The organism is Flavobacteriales bacterium, assembly GCA_016124845.1.
Classification (GTDB): Bacteria; Bacteroidota; Bacteroidia; order UBA10329; family UBA10329; genus UBA10329.
The window spans coordinates 1-16841 of the sequence record WGMW01000033.1 but is presented as its reverse complement, the minus strand read 5'-3'; the positions used below and the strand labels follow the sequence as shown (position 1 = coordinate 16841).

Here is a 16841-nt window from a genome sequence, read left to right as displayed (position 1 = left end):
GGTGGCAAAGATAGTTGCCTAATGGGTAAAAAAAAGCCCCCGAAATTCGGGGGCTTTCTCAATTTTTCAGAATTACTTCTTTTTCTTCTCAGATTCTTCCATCTGAGATTTCAGATCCGCAAGTGCATCAAGATCACCAAGTGTGGTCTTTTCTTGACTTTGCTGAACTTTCTTCACGCCACGGCTGGTTGAAGATTTTGTCTTCTCTTTCTCATCCGCCTGAGCAGCATAAGCTTCATCAGAATGAACTTTTGCGTGAGAGACAAGAATTCTTCTACTGTCCTTGTTGAACTCGATCACTTTGAAATCTGCGGTCTCGTCATTTTTCAGATCGGAACCATCTTCTTTCTTCATGTGACGCTTAGGGCAGAAACCTTCCACTCCGTAAGGAAGTGCAACAGTTGCGCCTTTGTCGTTCGAACCGGTAACAGTTCCCTGATGTACGCTATCGATGGTGAATACCGTTTCGAATACGTCCCAAGGATTCTCTTCCAGTTGTTTGTGACCCAAGCTCAGTCTTCTGTTCTCGGCATCGATCTCCAACACTTTTACTTCAAGGTCGGCATCAATGCTGGTGAACTCCGATGGATGCTTGATCTTCTTGTTCCAAGAAAGGTCTGAGATGTGAACAAGTCCATCAACTCCTTCTTCCAGCTCAACGAAGATTCCGAAGTTGGTGAAGCTGCGAACCTTGGCTGTATGCTGCGATCCAACTGGATATTTGGTCATGATGTCTGCCCATGGGTCTGGCATCAACTGCTTCATACCCAACGACATCTTTCTGTCCTCCTTATCCAAGGTAAGCACTACACATTCTACCTCGTCTCCAACTTTCAAGAAGTCAGAAGCGCTTCTCAAGTGCTGTGACCAGCTCATTTCAGAAACGTGAAGCAGTCCTTCAACTCCTGGAGCGACCTCAACGAACGCACCGTAATCGGCAACTACAACCACTTTTCCTTTCACCTTGTCTCCAACGTTCACCTCTTGTGTCATTGCATCCCAAGGATGTTGGCTCAATTGCTTCAGACCAAGTGCAATTCGCTTCTTGTCATCATCGAAGTCAAGGATAACCACGTTGATCTTCTGATCCAACTCAACGATCTCTTCTGGATGGTTGATACGTCCCCAAGAAAGATCTGTGATGTGGATAAGTCCGTCAACACCTCCAAGATCCACGAATACACCATAAGAAGTGATGTTCTTAACGGTTCCTTCAAGGATCTGTCCTTTCTCCAATTTACCGATGATCTCTTTCTTCTGAGACTCAAGCTCTTCTTGGATAAGCGCCTTGTGCGAAACGACCACGTTCTTGTACTCGTTATTGATCTTAACGACCTTGAACTCCATTGTTTTACCAACGTAGATATCGTAGTCGCGGATAGGCTTCACATCGATCTGAGAACCAGGAAGGAACGCCTCAATTCCGAATACATCGGCAATAAGACCACCTTTTGTTCTGCACTTGATAAGACCGCGGATAACCTCATCTTTCTCAAGAGCTTCGTTAACACGCTCCCAAGAACGAAGCGCGCGCGCCTTCTTGTGAGAAAGCACCAACTGGCCTTCTTTATCTTCTACTTTTTCAATATACACCTCAATGGTGTCGCCAACTTCAAATTCAGGATTGTAGCGTGTTTCGCTCACTGGAACCGCTCCTTCTGATTTACCACCGATGGTAACGATGAAGTCCTTCTTCGTCTTATCGATGATCTTTCCGTCAACAACATCATGCGAGTTGAAAGAAGTGATGGTTGAGTCGTACATCTCCTCCAACGCCTTTCTTTCCTTCTCAGCGTAAACCACATCTTTTTTGCCGATGGCACTCCAATCGAAATCGGCTGGACGCTCCATTGGTTTGCGTGGTTCTGCTTTCTTTTCTGCTTTTACCTCAGCAACTTCTTCTTTGGCCTCAACTGCTGGCGCAGCTTCTTCAGTAGCAGGAGCTTCTACGGCTGCTGCTTCGTCTTCGGACTTCTTGGTTGCTTTTTTCGCAGCTGGCTTCTCAGACTTATCGGCTGCTTTTTTGGTGGTTTTCTTGGCTTTTGGCTTTTCAGCTACTTCGCCTTCTACAGCAACTTTTTTCTCTTCAGTTGCCTCTTTTTTTGATTCTGCCATTAGATGGGCAAGATTTGTATCTCAGCGTTCCCGATAATGCCGAGAGATTGTTTTTCTAAAGCTCTTGTTCGGGGAGAGCCTCCCAGTTTTGGGCGCGCAAAGATAGTGTTTCCTTTTCAAGGATAAAACGGCAAAACGAAAAAGGAAAATGTGACCGCATGTAAAAGCAACAGATTCTCAGTTGAACACAGATTTCATAATCAACCGATCTGAGCAATCTGTGAAAATCCGTGTATCTGTGGCTAAAAGATGTTCACGTTCGTTTTTCATTTCATCCTTTTCTCATTATTCACCATTGCTACAGGCAATGAGTAACTTCGCTGCCGCAGATGAAAAAATTCGACATACCTGAGTTTTACCGAAGTCCCATAATTGGGCCACTGAAGGAAATGCGCAAGAACAAGGACCCGCGCAAGCAGGACTTCACTCCTACCGTTTTGGATTTCGGCCCTGTGCAATTCTACATCGCGCGGCATTTCGGTTTCTGTTATGGTGTGGAAAATGCCATTGAGATCTCCTATCGCGCGCTGAGCGAAAACCCAGGCAAACGTATCTTTCTTCTAAGTCAAATGATCCACAACCCTGCGGTGAATGACGACCTGCAAGGTCACGGCATCCAGTTCATTATGGATACTTATGGGAATCAACTCATTCCCTGGGATGAGATTTCTTCCGATGATATTGTCATTACGCCCGCTTTTGGCACCACGGTGGAAATTGAAAATCTACTGAAAGAGAAAAACATCCAGCCCGAACTGTACAATACGACCTGTCCGTTTGTGGAGAAAGTTTGGAAACGTTCGGCCAAACTGGGCGAGGATGATTTCACCGTGATCATTCACGGAAAGCAGAAGCACGAGGAAACCCGCGCTACCTTCTCACACAGTTATCAGAATGCGCCTTCGTTGGTTATTAAGGATATGAACGAGGCGCAGACCCTTGGCGAGATCATTCTTGGGAAACGAGGTTTGGATGAGTTCGAAAGCCTTTTCCGTGAACGTGCTTCCGCAGATTTTGACCCGAAAACCGATTTCGACCGCATTGGTGTGGTGAACCAAACGACCATGTTGGCCACCGAAACACAGGCCATTGCAGACCACCTTAAAAATGTGATGGTGGAGAAATTCGGTGAAGTGGAATACAAGGAGCATTTCGCAGACACGCGTGACACGCTCTGCTACGCCACCAACGACAACCAGTCATCCACGCTTGGACTGATGGAAACCGATGCCGACCTGGCCATCGTTGTGGGCGGTTACAACAGTTCCAACACATCGCATTTGGTTGAACTGCTTGAAGAGAAATTCCCAACCTATTATATCAGTTCAGAAAACGATATTAAGGAAGACTTCAGCGTGGAGCATTTCAATTTCCACGAAGGAACAATAGAACACACCGAAAACTTCCTACCCAAAACCAACCGACCGCTGAAAATTGCTCTGACCAGCGGTGCAAGTTGCCCCGATGCGGTTGTTGACCGCGTACTTCAGAAGGTGCTTTCCTTCTTTATGGACAGTAAGGAAATTGGGAAGGTGATGGATGAATTGAAGACGGTTTAGCTTAACCGCAAAGACGCAGAGATTTCGCGAAGAACGCAAAGTCGTCAACTTTTTGAAAGTTGACGACTTTAGATTTGTACGTATTTTTGTACAAAATCACGTACTCATGTTGACCACGAACATTTCCGACTTCCGAAAGGACATTAAGAATTACCTAAACAAGGTGACGAAGGATTTTGAGACGCTGATCATCAATCGCGGAAAAGATGCGGGTGTGGTTGTGATCTCATTGGAAGAATACAATTCGTTGCAGGCCACACAGCACGAACTTTCTTCTAAGAAAAACGAAGAACGGCTCGATAGCGCCATCAGCAAATTCCAAAAGGGTGAAGGCTTCTCCAAAGACCTGATAGAAGAATGAAACTCTGTTTCGTGGATGAGTCTTGGGAGGATTATCTGTACTGGCAACAGACGGATAAGAAGATGCTCAAACGCATTAACGCGCTTATCAAAGATATTTCCAGATCACCTTACGATGGCATCGGTAAACCTGAACCGCTCAAACACAAATACCGTGGTTATTGGTCTCGGAGGATTGACGGTGAACACCGCATCATTTACCGTGTGGTGGATGATGAAATCTGGATTGTGAAATGTCGGTTTCATTATGATTGACCGCGCGCTACAGAAGGTGCTTTCTTACTTCAATGAAAGTCGTGAGATTGAGGTTGTGATTGGGGAGTTGGAAATCGTGTAGGTATTGAATACAAATACGGTGCCTGAACATAAGTTACGGAGGGCTCATATATTGCACCAAAAGTTTCACAAAGTCAATACCACTTTCATTTTTTTTCGCTAAATGTTCACGGTACATTTACATCAGAAACAAAAAAGCACTCTAGTGAGTGCCTTTTGTTGATAGTGCCTCCCAGGGCAAAAACCAGAGAGGATGAAATAGAGCCTTACCTTTTGAAGGTTGCCTCATAAGCAATACTTAGAGAGGTTCTCGACTGGTTGGAAAGGGATGTTACCGCATCCCTTTCTTCATTTCATCCGATGGCTAAAGTAGTTCTACACATCGATTTACCAAAGAACTAATTGAAGTTTTTAAAAGTGTAAGAGATGCTGTAAAACGTCCCAATAAAGTTACTGATAAAGATGCCTGTGAGTAAGGTTATTCACGACACTATATATTAAATCATTGGTTTTCAGTTTAGTTTTTTCAACCAACCACCTTCTGATTCACCCACCCCAAAGCCATTTCCAATTGCTGGTCTGGCGTTAGAACAGAATTATCAAGTACCACGGCATCTTCTGCTTGAATAAGCGGGTTTTCCTTGCGGGAAGTGTCTTCCTGATCGCGTGAAACGAGGTTATGACGCACCTCTTCCAATGAGACGTCTTTGCCTTTGGCTTTCAGTTCATCGAATCTGCGCTGGGCGCGAACTTCGGGCGAAGCCGTCATAAAGATCTTCAATTCAGCATGCGGGAATACGGCTGTCCCAATATCGCGGCCATCCATTACCACTCCTCCGCGCTTGCCCAATTCCTGCTGCATGGAACGCAGCTTGGCGCGCACTTCCTTAATCACGCTCACGTGGCTCACCACTTCCGAAACACGCATGGTGCGTATCTCCTCTTCCACGTTCTTCCCGTTCAGGAAGGTAGTGACCGCCTGTGTTTCGGGATTGTACTGCAGATCAACTTCAATATTATCAAGTTGCGCGATCAAACCTTGTACTTCAACATGCTCCTTGCTTGCCAACCCGTTTTCAATGGCGAAAAGTGTAATGGCGCGGTACATGGCACCACTATCTACATAGGTGTAATTGAGCTTGGATGCGAGTTGCTTGGCAAGGGTGCTCTTGCCGCATGACGAGTAACCATCTATCGCGATGGTTATTCTACCCTTCACTTTTCTCCTTTTTCGGTTTGTCCTTCTTCACCCTTTTCGGCATCGGAATGTGCTTGCCCAAATTGGTGGAAATGGAGATCTGGTTGGTTCCTCCCGCCAAATGGTAGGTGGCGCGGCTGTACGAAATGGTAAACCGATTGACCTTAATGCCGATCCCCCACGAGAAACCGACCGTTCCCGGTTTGCTGGAAACTTTGAACTCCTGTCGCCTTCCGTAATTGTAGCCTGCACGCAGGAAGATCCTTCTTGCAATGGTCAATTCCGTACTAAAAATGAAATGCCGCATAATGGCATCACCCACGTTCTTTTTCTGCACGATGGCCTCCCCTGTCAAGGGATCCACCGCTGGTGGCGAATTGGTCGGGTCATGGTACGAAAGGTCTGGTTTCTGTAAATCGACAACGGTCATGGAAAGTCGTAGCGGAATGTATTTCAGTTTGTGGCTGATACCCAGATCGAGACTGAGCGGAAGTGGCTCGTACTGACCTGAAACGTAAGGTTTGATCTGCGAACCCAGGTTGCGCGCCACCAAACTCACCGTCCAGTTTTTCGGGTGATGGAACGTGGCCGCCAGATCGGCCGCCATGCCGAAACTGTTGTAATCCGCCAATTGCGAATAGATCAATTTGACGTGCGCCCCAGCTGAGAAGAACTTACCGAAACCGCGCGCGTAGGTGGCGTGCATCATCGTCTCATTGGCCGAGAAACTCCCTTGCACCGTTCCGTTCACATCTGCCCGCGTGAAATCGCCATAGTTGGCGTACATCACGCCAAAGGCCATATTGCCGATCTTATCGAAGGTGCGTGCGTAACCGAGATAACCGTAGTTGATGCCCGCGTAGTAATTGGTAAAATCCGTAGCGAGATAGTTGTTCATGGAGCTGTCCAGAATGGACGGGTTCATGTACAGCATGTCAAGGTCTCCGTCCTTGATGGCGATCTGCTTACCGCCCATGGCCGCATTACGGGCAGAAGCGGTCATGTTCAGAAAACTGTACGTGGCACTTCCGCCCAACTGGGCGAAAGACGGAAGAGACAATGAGATAATGAGACAGAGAGAAAGTATGGCTCGCATCAAAGGCAAATAAACGGATAATTCACGGCTGCGGTAACGGTCAGGGTTTGGACTTATTGCCCAATTCCTCACAACTGTGCGATTTTTACCGAATAACCGTACGAGAACTTCACATCGCTCGGTTGCTTTTCAAAAAGTCCGAAGACGGTGGAACCACTTCCGGTCATGGAAGCGTAATCGGCCCCCAAAGCATAAAGCTGTTCTTTCAGTTTTTCAATTGCCGGATGATTGGGAAAAATAGAAGCTTCGAAATCATTCTTCACACCATTCTTCCATTCCGAAACATCTTTCGAAAGCAGTTCTTTCAATGAGAATTCTGGCTCGGAAGGCGTGATTCCCGCGTATGCTTCCTTTGTTCCGATGTGAATATTGGGATTCACCAGTATGATCCAATATCCCGAAAGGTCAAGATCGAACGGTTCGAGCACTTCTCCCCTGCCCGTCACGTACGCAGGTTTGTTTCGGATGAAAAAAGGGCAATCACTCCCGACCTGCGAAACGATGGCTTCCAGTCTTTCTTCGGAAAGTCCCAGATCGAACATATCATTCAGCATCGCAGCCGCAAAGGCCGCATCGGCACTTCCACCGCCCAATCCGGCACCTATCGGCACGATCTTGTGCAAATGCATTTTCACCGAAAACAGGTCGAATTCGTCATGCATCAGTTGGTAAACCCGTTCGCACAGATTCGGCTTGCCATCGGATGGAATATCAATTCCGGAAGAGGTGAAGGTCACTCTTCCACTTCCTTTCGATTCCGGAACAATTTCCAGAATATCGTACCAAGGAATTGGATAGAAAACGCTTTCGATGTCGTGAAAACCATCAGAGCGTTTCCGAACCACATTCAACCCAAGGTTGATCTTCGCGTTGGGGTAACCGATCACGGGGCGAATGTATTGATTAGGTCATTACAGAATAGGAGAATCAGGCAATTCCGTTTGCAGATTTCGCATGGCTTTGAACTACCAACAGAAGTCGCCTATCTTCGCGGGCTAAACGTACAGCCATGGACTTTCTCGATTTTGAAAGTGACATTCAGGAGTTGGAAGAACAGCTGGAAAAGACCCGCGCCATTCAGGCAAAGGGAAAGACGGATGTTTCCAAGAGCATTGAAGAACTGGAGGCGAACATTGCCAAACGCACGCAGGATATCTACAGTCAACTGACGCCTTGGCAACGAGTACAGGTTTCGCGCCACCCAAAACGACCTTACACCCTTGCTTACATAAACGCGCTTACTGAAGGAACTTTTGTGGAGTTGCATGGCGACCGCAATGTGAAGGACGACAAGGCGATGGTGGGCGGTTTCGGTAGCATTGATGGAAAATCGGTGATGCTTATCGGTCAGCAGAAAGGCATCAATACCAAAATGCGCCAGTACCGCAATTTCGGCATGGCCAATCCTGAAGGGTATCGCAAAGCGTTGAGATTGATGAAGTTGGCGGAGAAGTTCAACAAGCCGATCATCACGTTCATTGACACTCCTGGAGCTTTCCCAGGAATTGAAGCGGAAGAGCGCGGACAGGCCGAAGCCATTGCCCGCAACATCATCGAAATGATGCAATTGCGTGTTCCGATCATCTGTGTGGTCATCGGTGAAGGAGCTTCGGGTGGTGCTATCGGAATTGGCGTTGGCGACAAGGTTTTCATGTTGGAGAACACGTGGTATTCGGTCATTTCGCCTGAGAGTTGTTCGACCATTCTATGGAGGACACGCGACCAGAAAGAACAGGCTGCGGCAGCATTGAAACTGACCGCGCCAGACCTGTTGGATCAAAAAATCATCGATGCCATCATTCCCGAACCGTTGGGAGGAGCGCACCGAGATTACGAAACGACCTTCGCAAACGTGAAAAAGGAGATCAAGAAACACCTCACGCGTTTGCACAACATGGATGCGGATGAACGCATCCAAAAACGAATTGACAAGTACAGCCAAATGGGCGTTTTCAATGAGTGATCTGCGATTGAAAATCGGACAGGCATTAAAAAAATCCTCCGCCTCGTTCCTCGGCACCTCCTTTTTAAGGAGGAATGAGCTCCTTCCCCCTTTGAAAGGGGGTGACCTGAAAGTGGAGCTTGTGGAACTTTCACGGTCGGGGGATTTATCATGGAAAGGATGAACGAATTAATTGAAAAATACCAGGCCGTAATCGGTCTTGAGGTACACGCCCAGTTGCTGACCCAAAGCAAGGCGTACAGCAGCGACAGCACCGAATTCGGTGGCATGCCCAACAGCAACGTAAGTGTGGTAACGCTCGGCCATCCGGGTACGCTGCCAATGGTGAACCGATCGGTGATCGATTACGCCATCAAGCTTGGTTTGGCCTGCGGTTGCGAGATTCGCGAACGGAACGAATATGCACGGAAGAACTACTTCTATGCTGACCTTCCGAAAGGCTACCAGATCACGCAGGACACCACGCCTATTTGCAATGGTGGCAAGATCACGATCAAACTGGAGAACGGTGAAACGAAGGACATCCGCATTCAGCGCATCCACATGGAGGAAGATGCTGGAAAAAGCATGCATGATGTAGATCCTTACGACACGTTGGTTGACCTTAACCGTGCAGGCGTTCCGCTTTTGGAGATCGTTTCCGAACCGGACATCCGCAGCGCGGAAGAGGCCTATGCTTATTTGGCCGAAGTGCGCAAACTGCTGCGTTACCTTGAGATATGCGATGGCAACATGGAAGAAGGCTCCATGCGTTGCGATGCCAACATTTCGGTAATGCTGAAGGGTGCTGAGAAGTTCGGAAACCGTGTGGAAGTGAAGAACATGAACTCGCTTCGGAATGTGCAGCGCGCCATCCGTTTTGAGATCAAACGACAGATAAAAGAGGTGGAAGCTGGTGGTGTTATCAGTCAGGATACGCGCAGTTTCGATGCTGCCAACGGAAGCACGTTCGTTATGCGAAGCAAGGAACAGGCGAACGACTATCGTTATTTCCCTGAGCCAGACCTACAACCGATCATCGTTAGCAAGGAATGGATCGATCAGGTTCACGCAACCATGCCAGCACTGCCGAATGAACTTCATGAGAAGTTTACAACGGAGTTCGGACTGAACGAATATGATGCGGGCGTGTTGACAGACAGCAAACCCGTTGCCTTATACTTCAACGAACTCACTTCGCACACCAAGAATTACAAGGCCGCTTCGAACTGGGTGACGGGCGACATCAAATCGTACGTGAACGAGTTTGCCATTCACATGGAAGATTTCCCGGTGAAACCGGAAACCATGGCCAAACTCATTGCCTTGATCGATGATGGAAAGGTGAGCCATTCGGCCGCTGCCCAGAAAATTTTCCCTGCGTTGTGCCAGAATGCCGGCAAAGAACCGTTGGACATTGCCAAAGAACTCGACCTTATCCAAGAGAGCGATTCAGGCCAGTTAGAAGAATGGGTGAATGCGGCTTTGGCGGCCTATCCTGATAAAGTGGAAGAATACCGCGGAGGAAAAAAAGGCGTGCTCGGCCTTTTCATGGGTGAAGTGATGAAACTGAGCAAGGGCAAGGCCGACCCGAAACTGGCAAACCAACTGGTTCGGCAAAAACTTGAGGGTTAGGTTGAGTTTACAAAGAGATAGCGTTTACAAAGTTGACAGGTTCGGTATGATCAGCAGCAAAGACGCAGAGGTTTTGCCAAGAACGCAAAGAACTCTCCGCTTTGGGGAGATGCCAAAGACAGAGAGTTCCTCTGTGTATCTCTGTCACTCAAATATTCTCGGTGCAATAAAACCGTAATTGTTCCTTTGTGAAATGAAAACGAATAAGATGAAAAATTGGATGATGGCGATTGCAGGAATGCTGTTTTTGGCTGCTTGCAATCAGAATGATGCGGTGGTGAAAGGCAACCTGACCAATGGCGAAGGAGAAATGGTGAAACTGGAACGTATGACCTCAACAGACGTGATTCCTGTCGATTCGGTCGAGGTCGGTTCGAACGGTGATTTCAAACTCAGCACGGGAGAAATCACGGAGCCTGCATTTTACCGTTTGAGTGTGAATCAGAACAACTTCGTCATCCTTCTGCTCGATAAGGGCGAAAAGGCCGAAGTGAGCGGTAACGCACTCGATTTCTACAAGAGTTATGACCTGTCCGGTTCCGATGGTTCGCTGAAACTGCGCGCGCTGGACAAACGCCTTCGCAGAGACTATGAGATGACGGACAGCCTGCGCAAAGTGTTCATGCAATATCAGGCGCAGGGACATCCACGGTTGGATTCCATCACGCAGTCTATTGATGAATTTTTCAAGGAAGCACAGACCAAAAAGACCGCTTTCGTTAAGGATTTCATCGAACAGAATCCGACCTCGCTGGTGTCGCTTTCCGCGGTGCAATCAGTACGGTTTGATGAGAACTCGGAACTGTTTGATAAAGTGGCTGAAAACCTGGGCAAGGCTTATCCGAACTCAGATTACGTGAAATCATTCCAAAAGCAACTGGTGGAACTGAAAGCGCGGCAGCAGGCACAGGCACGGACAGGCGTTGGTGCAGAAGCTCCCGAAATGGTACTCAAAACACCCGAAGGCGAGACCGTCAAACTTTCCGATTTCAGAGGGAAAGTGACCATGATCGATTTCTGGGCATCATGGTGCAAACCGTGCCGCATGGAAAACCCGAACGTGGTTCGCATTTACAACAAGTATAAGAGCAAAGGCTTCGAGATCTTCGGGGTTTCTTTGGACCAAGACCACGACAAGTGGGTAGAAGCCATCAAACAGGACGGCCTGACGTGGAAGCACGGCAGCGAACTGAAATACTGGCAATCGAGTTTCATCCCCGCGTACAGCCTTGAAGGCATTCCGATGACCTATCTGTTGGATGAGAACGGAATCATCATTGCCAAAGGATTGCGTGGTGATGAGTTGGAGCAGAAACTTGCTGAGATCTTCGGCTGATAAGAATTACTAATTCCGCTACGCGGTACGAATATGACGAATTGCGAATATGAATTTTGCAATTCTTTCAAATGATATCCTGCTTGTGTAAGCAACTTTTGAAAAGACATTTTTCAGCCACAGATGCACAGATTTTCACAGAGGATTTCACAGAATGAAATGAATATCTCTGTGCCACATCTGTGTTCCTCTGTGTTTCTCCCGAATGGTCGGGACAAGTTGTGGCCATTTCATGTTGATACGCATAAAGACGGATCAGCATATTCGCATATTCACATTCGATTCGTAATTCGTATCAGCCTTATATTATCTCTCATTTTTCCTACTGCTCTTTCAGCGCAGGATTACTGGCAGCAGGAGGTCAACTACGAGATACACGTTTCGTTGGATGATGAGCAGCATGAACTGCATGCTTCGGAGTCCATCGAATACGTGAACAACTCCCCCACTCCGCTCACGTTCATCTGGTTCCACATTTGGCCCAATGCGTACAAGGATGGCCACACGGCTCTTTCCAAACAGATGCGGCAGGATGGCGACTTATCGCTCTACTTCGCGCATTACCGCGACCGTGGCTGGATCGACAGTCTCGATTTCCAAGTGGATGGCGAGAAGGCGCGGTTTGAGGTCGACCAAACGAATGAAGATATTGGAAGGCTATTTCTGGACAAACCACTGCAACACGGAGAACGGATTACCATCACCACTCCGTTCCATGTCAAAATTCCGAAGGGGATCTTCTCCCGCCTCGGCCATTTGGGACAGGCATACCAGATCACGCAATGGTACCCGAAACCCGCAGTGTTCGATAAGGATGGTTGGCACCAGATGCCGTACCTCGGTCAAGGTGAGTTCTACTCGGAATATGGCACCTTCGATGTGCACATCACGCTGCCTGAGAATTACGTGGTGGGTGCCACGGGCGACCTTGTGAATGGAGAAAATGAACTTGCGTGGCTGGACGGAAAAGTGAAGGAAACCGAAGCCATCACCGAGTTCAATCAGCGTGATCTTTCGTTCCCAGCATCTTCCACCAACACCAAAACGGTGCATTATCATCAGGAGAAAGTGCACGACTTCGCGTGGTTTGCCGACAAGCGTTACCACGTGCTGAAAGGAGAGGTCGCTCTGCCCGGTTCAGGCCGAAAGGTGACCACATGGGCCATGTTCACCAACAACGAGGCCGACCTTTGGAAGAACTCCATCGAATACCTGAATGATGCCACCTACTATTATTCGCTGTGGGTGGGCGATTACGCGTACAATCACGTCACGGCTGTGGACGGTGTGCTTTCGGAAGGTGGCGGCATGGAATACCCGAACGTGACCATTATCGGTGAGAGTGGTAATGCCACTTCGCTGGAAGATGTGATCATGCACGAGATCGGTCACAACTGGTTCTATGGTATGCTGGGCAGCAACGAACGCGACCATCCGTGGATGGACGAAGGGCTCAACTCCTTCATTGAGACGCGATACATGCAGCGCAAGTATCCGAATCTGATGCTGAGAGATGTTTACGGTGGCCGCAAACTCATCGACTTTGGGATGAAACTGCTGGGCGTTTACAACATGAAGCATGACCAGATAGGCATGCAGGCGTACACGGTTTCGGCACGCAGTAACACGGATCAACCCATTGAATTGCCGTCCAACGATTACACCAGCATCAACTACGGCACCATCGTGTATATGAAAACGGCCATCGCGTTCAATTACCTGATGCAATATCTGGGCGAGGACCGCATCAATGACCTGATGCATACCTACTTCCAGCGGTGGCAGTTCAAACATCCGCAGCCTGCTGACTTTGAAGCCATTTCGCACGAAGTGCTGGGCGATTCGCTCACGTGGTTCTTCGATGATGTGATCCGCGATGAGAAGAAGATGGATTATTCCATCAGCCGCATCAAAAAGGAAGATGGCCGTCTGAAACTGAAGATCAACAACGTTGGCAGCATTGCGGGGCCGTTCCCCATTACCACCATGCGCGGGAAAGACACCCTCGCAACGCAATGGTTCAAGGGCATCGAAAAGTCGGGGTGGATAGAAGTGAACTGCGAGGATTGCGATGAGGTGATCTTGGATGCCGAGCAGGTCATTCCCGACATCAACCGCAAGAACAACCAAGCGCGGGTGAACGGCATCTTCCGCATGACCGAACCCCTGCAACCTCGCTTTGTGGCGTATTACGAGAATCCGAAACGCACCCAGTTCGCCTTGGCCCCCACCTTGGGCTGGAACACGTACGATGGCCTCATGCTCGGTTTTGCCGCGTACAACGACATCATGCCCAAGAACAAACTCTCGTACATGCTCATGCCCATGTGGGCATTCCGTTCCAAGACCATCACGGGTTCGGGACGCATTGCTTACACGTTCCATCAGCGGCAGCATTACCCGAATGTGACGCTCGCCATTTCGGGTCAACGCTTCAACGTGGGACGCATCTCGCCTTACTACAACCCTTCGGATGTGTACAGTCCGCAGCTGCCGCGCAACATTCTACGGCCCGAACTGAAATTCGATTTCCTGCCGCACCACAGGCGCAGCAACCGCACGCAGAGCATCCGCCTGCGCAATACCATGTACATCACCGAAAAGGGCAAGGTGATCCGCCACATTCCGCAGCTCACCTACCATTTCAAGCAGGCATTTGCCCCACACATCGGAGAACTGACGGCCGACCTGCAATGGCTGAACAACGAGGCCAAGTTCAGCATTGAGGCCATTTACCGCTTCAAATTCCGCAAGGGTTACGGGTTCCGTGCGCGGCTCTTCTTCGGCAAGTTCATCATGAAATCCTCCACGCCCGCGTTCAATTTCCGCATGAGCTCCTTCCGCGAATACCAGGATTACCTCTACGAAGGCACCTTCATCGGGCGAAAGCTGAACAACGGTTTCCTCGACCAGCAGATGATGGAGGCCGATGGCGGATTCAAAAGTCAGTTCAAGGTGGGGCAGACAAATGATTGGATCATTGCGCTCAACCTCAGTTCCACCATCTACCGAAAGGTGCCAATTGAACTTTTTGCAAGCGTGGGAACCTACGCCAACGCCAGTTCGGCATTCCCCGGTTCGCAATTGTTCCTGGCCGAGTTCGGGGCAAGCGTCATCATCGTCCGCGATGTGCTGGAGGTCCATTTCCCGTTCCTCTACTCGCGGGATGTTCGGAATGACGTGAACTTGAACACATCCAATTACGGACAGCAGATTCGTTTTACATTTAACCTCAATGAACTGAAACCGCAGCAGCGTCTGCAACAATTGCTCAATTGAGGTTACGAATTGCGAATCACCACGAATATGACGAATGCCATTCTCTGTGCATCTCCCCTTCTCAAAGTCCCTCTCTGTAATAACCCCTTTGTGAAACTTTGCACCTCATTGCGTTCTTTGTGAAATAATCCGATCCGTGGCCGAAAGAACCAAGATCTACTTCGCATCCGATTTCCACTTGGGCGTACCCACCAAGGAAAAGAGCCGCGAGCGCGAGAAACTGCTGGTGGATTGGCTGGATCGCATCTCGGCCGATGCCAAAGAGGTGTACCTCTTGGGCGACCTCTTCGATTTCTGGTATGAGTACCGCTCGGTAGTGCCGAAGGGGTTTGTGCGGTTTCAGGCCAAAATTGCGGAGCTGTGCGACCGAGGCATTCCCGTGCATGTATTTACGGGCAACCACGACATGTGGATGTTCAACTACTTTGAGGAGGAACTGGGCGTGAAGATGCACCGCCAGCCCACGACCCGCGAATGGAACGGCAAGAAGTTCTTCATTGGCCATGGCGATGGGCTGGGCCCGGGCGATCACGGCTATAAGTTTATCAAGAAGGTATTTGCCAACCCGGTGTGCATCTGGCTGTTCAAATGGTTGCACCCGGACATAGGAATTCGATTGGCCAATTTCTGGAGCGGCCGCAGCCGCGAATCAAACATGGAATCGGACGAGAAATACCATGGAGATGACAACGAATGGCTGCTGCAATACTGCAAAAGCGTGCTTCAGAAAGAGCATTACGATTACTTCATCTTCGGACATCGCCATTTGGTGTTGGACCGCGTGGTGGGCGACAACAGCCGCTACATCAACCTTGGCGCATGGTTCAAAGACCCGCACTTTGCCGTTTGGGATGGCGAGGAGTTGGTTGTGCGGGGAGTCAGTTGATCAGTTAATTCGTTGACCAGTTAATTAGCAGATTGGCTTATTGGCCAATTAGCAAATAGCCTAGGCTTCACTCAGCGTTGGGCTGCGAAAGCTGTTCCTTCAAACTTTGAAGATTCACTCGAAAGGTCTGGTATCCGAGGTATTCCACCACGAGGCTGTCTGTGGTAGAAGCCTGTGCGAATTTGAACTGACCATCAAGGTCAGTAAGGATTTCCAAGGGTTTTGAATCCCCTTCCCGATAGACCTTCACCGTGGCAAACAGAAGTGATTCCTTATTTGCCCTATCCAGCGCAAATCCGCTGATCCAACCATTATCCAACGTATTCAACACAACGGCTATTTGCCCTATGGCGATGCAGCCGCCTTGGTGCTTCAGGTAAGACCGCGACTTTCGATTCACGATCAATCGGTTGTATTCGCTTCTGTTCAATGAAAATGTTGCAGGAGGATAATAGTAACTCCTGGTATATCGGGGCGTGGCGCAACCAACAAGAATAAAAAACAAAAGAAGGGACGGGATATGCTTCAATTTCTGTCCATGTCTGTTTCATCAGAACAACCCGAACAGCTTCTTTCTTTTGGCGGTGTTGGGTCGGTCCAACTGAAGGATGTCGGACACACCGAACTTGTCGAAGCCATCGAAAAGGGCCTCCACGCCTTTGTTCATCTTCACCTTCACCTCCTCGTCATAGAGCGGGATGAGCGTATAGAAATCAATGGACCTGTTCTCCAGTTTGAGTGTGTGGAATTCTAGGCCGAAGACGATGGACGGCAACAGCACCATGGTGTTCAGTTTGGTGTTGGGCGCAAAAGGCCCGGCCGGGTCTCCGTTGGGGATTGTATGCCCATAACCCAACCACGTATTATATTGGTGTGGGAACCGCGCCAACATCTTCAGCCAGCGCACGGGCCAATAGTTCCTGTCATCCTTGAAATCGTCTTCCGATATTTTCCAATCGGCTGGCAGGCAGATGCTGAGTTCGGCAAAATCGCAGCCCTCCAATTCCTCGGGGGTGTTCATTGGTCTGTCGCTCATGCCCGAAGTGACCAACGTGTGGAAAGGCCGTTCCTCGGTGGGTTTCACCCAATGGACATCAATATGAACGTGTTCTGACACCAACTCATGGAACACACTATGGATCTTTCCCACATGTTTTTC

14 protein-coding genes are annotated in these 16841 nt (G+C 48.9%); 8 read left to right on the top strand and 6 right to left on the bottom strand.

The window, feature by feature from the left end:
* Positions 1–72 precede the first annotated feature (72 nt).
* Entirely contained in the window at positions 73–2115 is a 2043-nt protein-coding gene (locus tag GC178_12500) for a 30S ribosomal protein S1 (GenBank protein ID MBI1288384.1), read from the bottom strand.
* A gap of 329 nt (positions 2116–2444) precedes the next feature.
* Here GC178_12500 and GC178_12495 point away from each other — a divergent pair, with 329 nt between their 5' ends.
* From GC178_12495 to GC178_12485, 3 genes are all read left to right on the top strand, one after another.
* The gene (locus GC178_12495; protein ID MBI1288383.1) at positions 2445–3674 is read left to right on the top strand and encodes a 4-hydroxy-3-methylbut-2-enyl diphosphate reductase; all 1230 of its coding nucleotides are present in this window, start codon (positions 2445–2447) and stop codon (positions 3672–3674) included.
* Positions 3675–3780: 106 nt separating this feature from the next.
* Positions 3781–4035, top strand: a complete 255-nt coding sequence (locus GC178_12490) for a type II toxin-antitoxin system prevent-host-death family antitoxin (protein MBI1288382.1) — start codon at positions 3781–3783, stop codon at positions 4033–4035.
* Positions 4032–4289 carry a Txe/YoeB family addiction module toxin gene (locus GC178_12485; protein MBI1288381.1) on the top strand — a complete coding sequence of 86 codons (258 nt, stop codon included), beginning with the start codon at positions 4032–4034 and terminating at the stop codon, positions 4287–4289. The genes GC178_12490 and GC178_12485 overlap by 4 nt, the downstream gene beginning before the upstream one ends.
* A 547-nt stretch (positions 4290–4836) precedes the next feature.
* Here GC178_12485 and GC178_12480 read toward each other — a convergent pair.
* From GC178_12480 to GC178_12470, 3 genes are all read right to left on the bottom strand, one after another.
* Positions 4837–5529, bottom strand: a complete 693-nt coding sequence (locus GC178_12480; GenBank protein MBI1288380.1) for a (d)CMP kinase — start codon at positions 5527–5529, stop codon at positions 4837–4839.
* On the bottom strand, positions 5519–6604 hold the full coding sequence (gene porQ, locus GC178_12475) for a type IX secretion system protein PorQ (protein ID MBI1288379.1): 1086 nt from the start codon (positions 6602–6604) through the stop codon (positions 5519–5521). The genes GC178_12480 and porQ overlap by 11 nt, the downstream gene beginning before the upstream one ends.
* A 68-nt stretch (positions 6605–6672) precedes the next feature.
* Complete coding sequence (locus tag GC178_12470; GenBank protein ID MBI1288378.1) at positions 6673–7491, bottom strand: 4-(cytidine 5'-diphospho)-2-C-methyl-D-erythritol kinase; 819 nt, start codon at positions 7489–7491, stop codon at positions 6673–6675.
* A 122-nt stretch (positions 7492–7613) separates the two neighbouring features.
* Between GC178_12470 and GC178_12465 the strand changes: the two genes are divergently transcribed.
* From GC178_12465 to GC178_12445, 5 genes are all read left to right on the top strand, one after another.
* A complete protein-coding gene (locus GC178_12465; GenBank protein ID MBI1288377.1) occupies positions 7614–8567 on the top strand; it encodes an acetyl-CoA carboxylase carboxyltransferase subunit alpha in 954 nt (317 codons plus the stop codon).
* 159 nt (positions 8568–8726) lie between these two features.
* Positions 8727–10181 carry an Asp-tRNA(Asn)/Glu-tRNA(Gln) amidotransferase subunit GatB gene (gene gatB / locus GC178_12460; protein MBI1288376.1) on the top strand — a complete coding sequence of 485 codons (1455 nt, stop codon included), beginning with the start codon at positions 8727–8729 and terminating at the stop codon, positions 10179–10181.
* A 193-nt stretch (positions 10182–10374) separates the two neighbouring features.
* On the top strand, positions 10375–11517 hold the full coding sequence (locus GC178_12455) for a redoxin domain-containing protein (GenBank protein MBI1288375.1): 1143 nt from the start codon (positions 10375–10377) through the stop codon (positions 11515–11517).
* Positions 11518–11640: 123 nt separating this feature from the next.
* Positions 11641–14796 (top strand): hypothetical protein, encoded by a 3156-nt coding sequence (locus GC178_12450; protein ID MBI1288374.1) that lies wholly within the window; start codon positions 11641–11643, stop codon positions 14794–14796.
* A gap of 124 nt (positions 14797–14920) precedes the next feature.
* A complete protein-coding gene (locus GC178_12445; GenBank protein MBI1288373.1) occupies positions 14921–15682 on the top strand; it encodes a UDP-2,3-diacylglucosamine diphosphatase in 762 nt (253 codons plus the stop codon).
* A 67-nt stretch (positions 15683–15749) separates the two neighbouring features.
* On the opposite strand, the gene GC178_12440 is transcribed toward GC178_12445, so the two are convergent.
* Both GC178_12440 and GC178_12435 read right to left on the bottom strand, forming a co-directional pair.
* Positions 15750–16112: a hypothetical protein gene (locus GC178_12440; GenBank protein ID MBI1288372.1), complete on the bottom strand. Its 363-nt coding sequence runs from the start codon at positions 16110–16112 to the stop codon at positions 15750–15752.
* Positions 16113–16232: 120 nt separating this feature from the next.
* A partial coding sequence (locus GC178_12435; protein ID MBI1288371.1) for a suppressor of fused domain protein occupies positions 16233–16841 on the bottom strand: 609 nt, incomplete at its 5' end.

Bases quoted from the DNA above. Each gene is read 5' to 3' on its own strand.
- GC178_12500 (MBI1288384.1), bottom strand. From the start codon at position 2,115: ATGGCAGAATCAAAAAAAGAGGCAACTGAAGAGAAAAAAGTTGCTGTA.
- GC178_12495 (MBI1288383.1), top strand. From the start codon at position 2,445: ATGAAAAAATTCGACATACCTGAGTTTTACCGAAGTCCCATAATTGGG.
- GC178_12490 (MBI1288382.1), top strand. From the start codon at position 3,781: ATGTTGACCACGAACATTTCCGACTTCCGAAAGGACATTAAGAATTAC.
- GC178_12485 (MBI1288381.1), top strand. From the start codon at position 4,032: ATGAAACTCTGTTTCGTGGATGAGTCTTGGGAGGATTATCTGTACTGG.
- porQ (MBI1288379.1), bottom strand. From the start codon at position 6,604: ATGCGAGCCATACTTTCTCTCTGTCTCATTATCTCATTGTCTCTTCCG.
- GC178_12465 (MBI1288377.1), top strand. From the start codon at position 7,614: ATGGACTTTCTCGATTTTGAAAGTGACATTCAGGAGTTGGAAGAACAG.
- gatB (MBI1288376.1), top strand. From the start codon at position 8,727: ATGAACGAATTAATTGAAAAATACCAGGCCGTAATCGGTCTTGAGGTA.
- GC178_12455 (MBI1288375.1), top strand. From the start codon at position 10,375: ATGAAAACGAATAAGATGAAAAATTGGATGATGGCGATTGCAGGAATG.
- GC178_12450 (MBI1288374.1), top strand. From the start codon at position 11,641: ATGCACAGATTTTCACAGAGGATTTCACAGAATGAAATGAATATCTCT.